This window comes from Staphylococcus americanisciuri, from assembly GCF_024814435.1.
In the GTDB taxonomy this organism is placed as follows: domain Bacteria; phylum Bacillota; class Bacilli; order Staphylococcales; family Staphylococcaceae; genus Staphylococcus; species Staphylococcus americanisciuri.
Map to the genome: position 1 here is coordinate 23,065 of NZ_JANUXY010000016.1, position 6,000 is coordinate 29,064.

The following is a 6,000-nucleotide window of genomic DNA, read 5'->3' on the forward strand; positions in this document are numbered from 1 at the left end:
CGCACTTCCTGATAATGAGTTGCTCTCTGACTCTGATGTGCTCGCACTTAATGATAATGAGGCACTCTCTGATTCTGATGTACTTTCACTTCCTGATAATGAGCTACTCTCTGACTCTGATGTGCTTTCACTTACTGATAACGAGTTGCTCTCTGATGCGACCGACTGGCTTGTTGAATCGCTTAATGATGTTGACTCACTTGTTGAACCGCTCAATGATGTTGATTCGCTCGCTGATTTACTTGTGCTTGCTGATGCACTTTCTGATTCACTCAACGACGTTGATCCACTTGTTGATTCACTTAATGATAATGAGCTACTTTCTGACGCTGATTCGCTTGTGCTTCCTGATAATGAGCTACTCTCTGACTCTGATGTACTTGCACTTAATGATAATGAGGCACTCTCTGACTCTGATGTACTTGCGCTTAATGATGCTGAGTTGCTCTCTGACTCTGATGTACTTGCACTTCCTGATAATGAGGCACTCTCTGACTCTGATGCATTTGTGCTTACTGATGCTGAGTTACTCTCTGATTCTGATGTACTTGCACTTCCTGATACTGAGCTACTCTCTGATTCTGATATGCTCACACTTCCTGACAATGAGTTGCTCTCTGTCTCTGATGTGTTTTCACTTCCTGACAATGAGTTGCTCTCTGATGCGACCGACTGGCTTGTTGATTCGCTTAATGATGTTGACTCACTTGTTGAACCACTTAATGATGCTGATTCACTCACTGATGATTGTGATTCACTTGCCGATTGGCTTGTACTTGTCGACGTACTTTCTGATTCACTCAACGATGACGACTTACTTGTTGACTCGCTCAATGATGACGATTCGCTTGCGCTTGTTGATGTGCTTTCTGAATCGCTCAACGATGACGACTTACTTGTTGACTCGCTCAATGATGATGATTCACTTGCTGAGTTACTTTCACTTGTCGATGCACTTTCTGATTCACTCAACGACATTGACTCGCTTGTTGAATCATTTAATGATAATGAGCTGTTTTCTGACGCTGATTCGCTTGTGCTCCCTGATAATGAAGCACTCTCTGACTCTGATGTGCTCGCACTTAATGATAATGAGGCACTCTCTAATTCTGATGTACTTTCACTTCCTGATGCTGAGTTACTCTCTGATTCTGATGTGCTTTCACTTCCTGATAATGAGTTACTCTCTGATGCGACCGACTGGCTTGTTGATTCGCTTAATGATGTTGACTCACTTGTTGAACCGCTCAATGATGTTGATTCGCTCGCTGATAATTGTGACTCACTTGCCGATTCGCTTGTGCTTCCTGATAATGAAGCACTCTCTAATTCTGATGTGCTTGTGCTTACTGATAACGAGTTACTCTCTGACTCTGATGTACTTGTGCTTAATGATAATGAGTTACTCTCTGATTCTGATGTACTTGCACTTAATGATAAAGAGTTACTCTCTGACTCTGATGTGCTCGCACTTCCTGATAATGAGGCACTCTCTGATTCTGATGTACTTTCACTTCCTGATAATGAGTTGCTCTCTGATGCAACCGACTGACTTGTTAAATCGCTCAATGATATGGACTCACTTGTTGAATCACTTAAAGATGTAGAGGCACTTGCTGACGTACTTTCTGACTCGCTTAACGATGTTGATTCACTTGTTGAACCACTTAATGATGTTGATTCACTCGCTGATGATTGAGACTCGCTTGCCGATTCACTTGCGCTTGTTGATGTGCTTTCTGATTCACTTAACGACGTGGAATCATTTAATGATAATGAGCTGCTTTCTGACGCTGATTCGCTTGCGCTTCCTGATAATGAGCTACTCTCTGATTCTGATGTGCTTGCGCTTCCTGATACTGAGTTGCTCTCTGATTCTGATGTGCTCGCACTTAATGATAATGAAGCACTCTCTGACTCTGATGTACTTGCTGATTCACTCGTTGATGATTCTGACTCACTTGCAGATTTGCTTGTGCTTGTCGATGTACTTTCTGACTCACTTAACGACGTTGACTCACTTGTTGAACCACTTAATGATGTTAATTCGCTCGCTGACTCACTTAACGACATTGACTCGCTTGTTGAATCACTTAATGATGTTGATTCACTCGCTGATGATTGGGATTCGCTTGCCGATTTACTTGTGCTTGCTGACGTACTTTCTGATTCACTCAACGATGACGACTTACTTGTTGAATCACTTAACGATGTAGATGCGATTGCTGATGATTGCGATTCACTTGCCGATTCGCTTGCGCTTGTTGATGTGCTTGCTGAATCGCTCAACGACATTGACTCACTTGTACTTACTGATAATGAGTTACCCTCTGACTCTGATGTGCTCGCACTTCCTGATACGGAGTTGCTCTCTGATGCGGCCGACTGGCTTGTTAAATCACTCAACGATGTTGATTCACTTGTGCTTGTCGATGCACTTTCTGATTCGCTCAATGATGCTGATTCACTCGCTGATTTACTTGTGCTTGTCGACGTGCTTTCTGACTCGCTTAACGATGTTGACTCACTTGTTGAACCACTTAACGATGTGGATTCGCTCGCTGATGATTGTGATTCACTTGCTGATTTACTTTCACTTGTTGACGTGCTTTCTGATGCAACTGACTGGCTTGTTGAATCACTTAACGACGTGGATGCGCTCGCTGATGATTGTGATTCACTTGCCGATTTACTTGCGCTTGTCGACGTGCTTTCTGATGCAGCTGATTGGCTTGTTGAATCACTTAACGATGTGGATGTGCTCACTGATGATTGTGATTCGCTTGCCGATTCACTTGCACTTGTCGATGTACTTGCTGAATCGCTCAACGATGACGACTTACTTGTTGACTCACTCAATGATGTTGATTCGCTCAATGATTGAGACTCACTCGCTGATTTACTTGTACTTGTCGATGCACTTTCTGATTCACTCAACGATGACGACTTACTTGTTGACTCACTTAACGATGTAGAGGCGCTCGCTGATGATTGTGATTCACTTACCGATTTACTTGTGCTTGCTGACGTACTTTCTGATTCACTCAACGATGACGACTTACTTGTTGATTCGCTCAATGATTGAGACTCACTCGTTGATTTACTTGTGCTTGTCGATGCACTTTCTGATTCACTCAACGATGACGACTTACTTGTTGACTCACTCAATGACGTAGATTCACTCGCTGATTTACTTGTACTTGTCGACATGCTTTCTGATGCAGCTGATTGGCTTGTTGAATCACTTAAAGATGTAGATGCGCTTGCTGATGATTGAGACTCACTTGCCGATTTACTTGTGCTTGTCGATGCACTTTCTGATTCACTCAACGATGACGACTTACTTGTTGATTCGCTCAATGATTGAGACTCACTCGCTGATTTACTTGTGCTTGTCGACGTACTTTCTGATTCACTTAATGATGTTGATTTACTTGTTGACTCACTTAACGATGTAGAGGCGCTCGCTGATGATTGGGACTCGCTTGCCGATTGGCTTGCACTTGTTGATGTGCTTGCTAATACAGTCGACTCACTTGTTGATGCGCTCAATGATGCCAATTCACTCGCTAATGATTGCAATTCACTTACTGATTGGCTTGTACTTGTCGACGTACTTTCTGATTCACTCAATGATATTGACTTACTTGTTGACTCACTTAACGACGTTGATGCGCTCGCTGATGATTGGGACTCACTTACCGATTTACTTGTGCTTGTCGATGTACTTGTTGATGCTTCTGCCTGACTTGTTGAAGCACTCAATGATGTTGACCGGCTTGCTGACGCCTGTGACGCACTCGCTGATTTACTTGTCGATGTACTTGTTGATGCTGTCACCTTGCTTGTTGAAGCACTCAGCGACGTAGAGCGACTCGCCGATGCTTGTGACTGACTTGTTGAGCGACTCGCTGATGCCATTGATTCACTTAATCGTTTTGATTGACTTGCTGATTTACTTGCTTGTGTCTCACTCAATTTCTGTGATTGACTTTGTGAAGCACTTGAAATTGGCTCTGTTCCACTTACGTTGCCATTAAAATAATTCACACGACCTACAGATGTATCATCTTGAGTTGCATACGGTGTGAAACGCCATGACAAATCACCTGATGTATTTTTGATTGGCACTGTAAATGTTGATGTCAAACCAGCACCATCTTTAGCAAAAAAGCCAGACAATATAGGTGCATCCCACCAATAATTACCATTACCAGCGCTATTAATGCCATAAGTCTGAGCTGCTGGTCGTGTTTTATACACACCGTTATATCCAGGTTCACTTACGCCTGTTTTAACACCAGATGGCGTTCCATACCCATTACCTAAATGTAACATCGGCAATAAAGAGTCATGTGAAGTTGTAACAGAAACTCTATTAGGTACCGGATGTTTCTCAATCGTTGTTGTATCTGGATTGTCATATGATACAACATATTGGAATGTTAGTTTTTTGCCATCACTTGTCACTTTTAATTGATAATAAATATTTTGTCTATAAAACGTATCATAACCTGTACCTTTAAAAACTTGTTCCGCTGGTACTGATGCAGCTCTTAAAACAGATTGGTTTACAGAACGGAAAAATGAGCCAGTTAATTTTTTCAAATCTGATTTGATAACTGTAGACATAGATGTTGAATGTGAAGTAGAGGTTTCAGCTGATGTCATGCTGTTTGTAGCATTTGACTGTACATTGCTGTCATGTACTTCTTGGCTCGCTGATGTAGCATTGCTGCCTGAAGTTTTTGCTTTCTTACTTTCTGATGCTGTAGATTTTTTACTTTCTGATACTGATGTACTTTCACTTGTTGATATTGAATTACTTTGGCTTTCTGAAATAGATGTGCTTTTACTTTCAGACTCAGAAACAGATTGACTCTTTTGATCATCTGTTGAAGTTGATGCGCTTGCAACTGATTGACTTTCTGAAGCTTCCACATCTTTACTCTTTTCAGATGTCTCGCTATCAGTATGCGCACTCATACTATCTGCCAAATCTGTCGTTTCACTATCTGTTGTCACTTGTGATCTCTCGATTGTAGCGGATGTTTGATCACCAACAGTCTGACTTTGTGCTGTCAGTTCTGAAGTAATGGGTGTTTGTGATGCTGCAAGTGCTTGTTGATCGTGTAGCATGTTAACTGTAAACAAACCACCTGTGACAGCTGTTGTTTTAAGGACATTGCGTTTCATAGCATTACCCAATCCAACTGCCTCATCTTGTTCTTTATCAACCTTATCCGTTAGCATAGATAGTCCTAGCATTCTGAGCAGTTGTATCTCTTTAATACCTGATTTAACCCAATTTTTTCCCGATTTATACAGTTTGACTCGGGCTTTTTCTTCGCCAAGACTTTTCTTGAATTCCCTAAATTTCCTAGTCATTACAAAACTCCCATCAAAATTTATTTAGACAATCAACATCTCCCTATTCGCTTGATACTTATTGAAAATACCAACATCATTTTTTATCTTTGTGTACCAACTAATAAAAAACACGCTACAAAATAGCGCGCAATTTATTATGTTGATTCATCATTTTAGGAGTAACACATTCAATTTATAGTCATCTAAAAATTTTAAGCATATGAACTATAAAAGGCATCACTCCCTCAAAAAACAACTTCTTGTAACTATTTCCAACTTTTTTGTTTAGGGATGTTTGATTATTTAAGATTATAGCATTTACATATGATGGTATTTTTTACTTATTACACGGTATTTATTACAGATTTTAAAAGGCTACAAAACCAACTTTTAACAACTGATAGATAATTCTATAAACACAAAAACCTCTACCATTTTTCGTGATAGAGGTTTGTCTACTATTTCAATTCATTTAAATAACTACGTCCAAATTCTGGTAATGTCACACCAAAGTTATCAGCGATTGTCGCACCAATAGAACTAAATGTTGTATCACCATCGAGGGCTGTGCCACCGTTAAATTTCGGGCTGTAGAACAACACCGGAATATATTCGCGTGTGTGATCTGTC

Annotated in this window: 3 protein-coding genes and 3 pseudogenes; 3 read left to right on the top strand and 3 right to left on the bottom strand. The window is 40.7% G+C overall.

Annotation, left to right across the window (positions count from 1 at the left end; all coding sequences use genetic code 11):
- Positions 1 to 1,140 precede the first annotated feature (1,140 nt).
- Positions 1,141 to 2,340 (bottom strand): annotated as a pseudogene (locus tag NXS11_RS11155) (hypothetical protein); the annotation flags it as partial.
- A 766-nt stretch (positions 2,341 to 3,106) separates the two neighbouring features.
- Between NXS11_RS11155 and NXS11_RS11005 the strand changes: the two are divergent.
- From NXS11_RS11005 to NXS11_RS11015, 3 genes are all read left to right on the top strand, one after another.
- Positions 3,107 to 3,277: a hypothetical protein gene (locus NXS11_RS11005; protein WP_306345071.1), complete on the top strand. Its 171-nt coding sequence runs from the start codon at positions 3,107 to 3,109 to the stop codon at positions 3,275 to 3,277.
- A gap of 111 nt (positions 3,278 to 3,388) precedes the next feature.
- Positions 3,389 to 3,748: a hypothetical protein gene (locus tag NXS11_RS11010; RefSeq protein WP_306345072.1), complete on the top strand. Its 360-nt coding sequence runs from the start codon at positions 3,389 to 3,391 to the stop codon at positions 3,746 to 3,748.
- A 921-nt stretch (positions 3,749 to 4,669) separates the two neighbouring features.
- Positions 4,670 to 4,879, top strand: coding sequence for a hypothetical protein (locus tag NXS11_RS11015; RefSeq protein WP_306345073.1), 210 nt, complete (start codon positions 4,670 to 4,672; stop codon positions 4,877 to 4,879).
- A gap of 397 nt (positions 4,880 to 5,276) precedes the next feature.
- On the opposite strand, the pseudogene NXS11_RS11020 reads toward NXS11_RS11015, so the two are convergent.
- Together NXS11_RS11020 and NXS11_RS10765 are read right to left on the bottom strand one after the other, a co-directional pair.
- Positions 5,277 to 5,388 (bottom strand): annotated as a pseudogene (locus tag NXS11_RS11020) (KxYKxGKxW signal peptide domain-containing protein); the annotation flags it as partial.
- A gap of 440 nt (positions 5,389 to 5,828) precedes the next feature.
- Positions 5,829 to 6,000, bottom strand: a pseudogene (locus NXS11_RS10765) (phosphopentomutase); the annotation flags it as partial.

What these genes read in the sequence shown, in the direction of transcription:
- NXS11_RS11015 (WP_306345073.1), top strand. Translation starts at nt 4,670, where the DNA reads ATGCTGTTTGTAGCATTTGACTGTACATTGCTGTCATGTACTTCTTGG.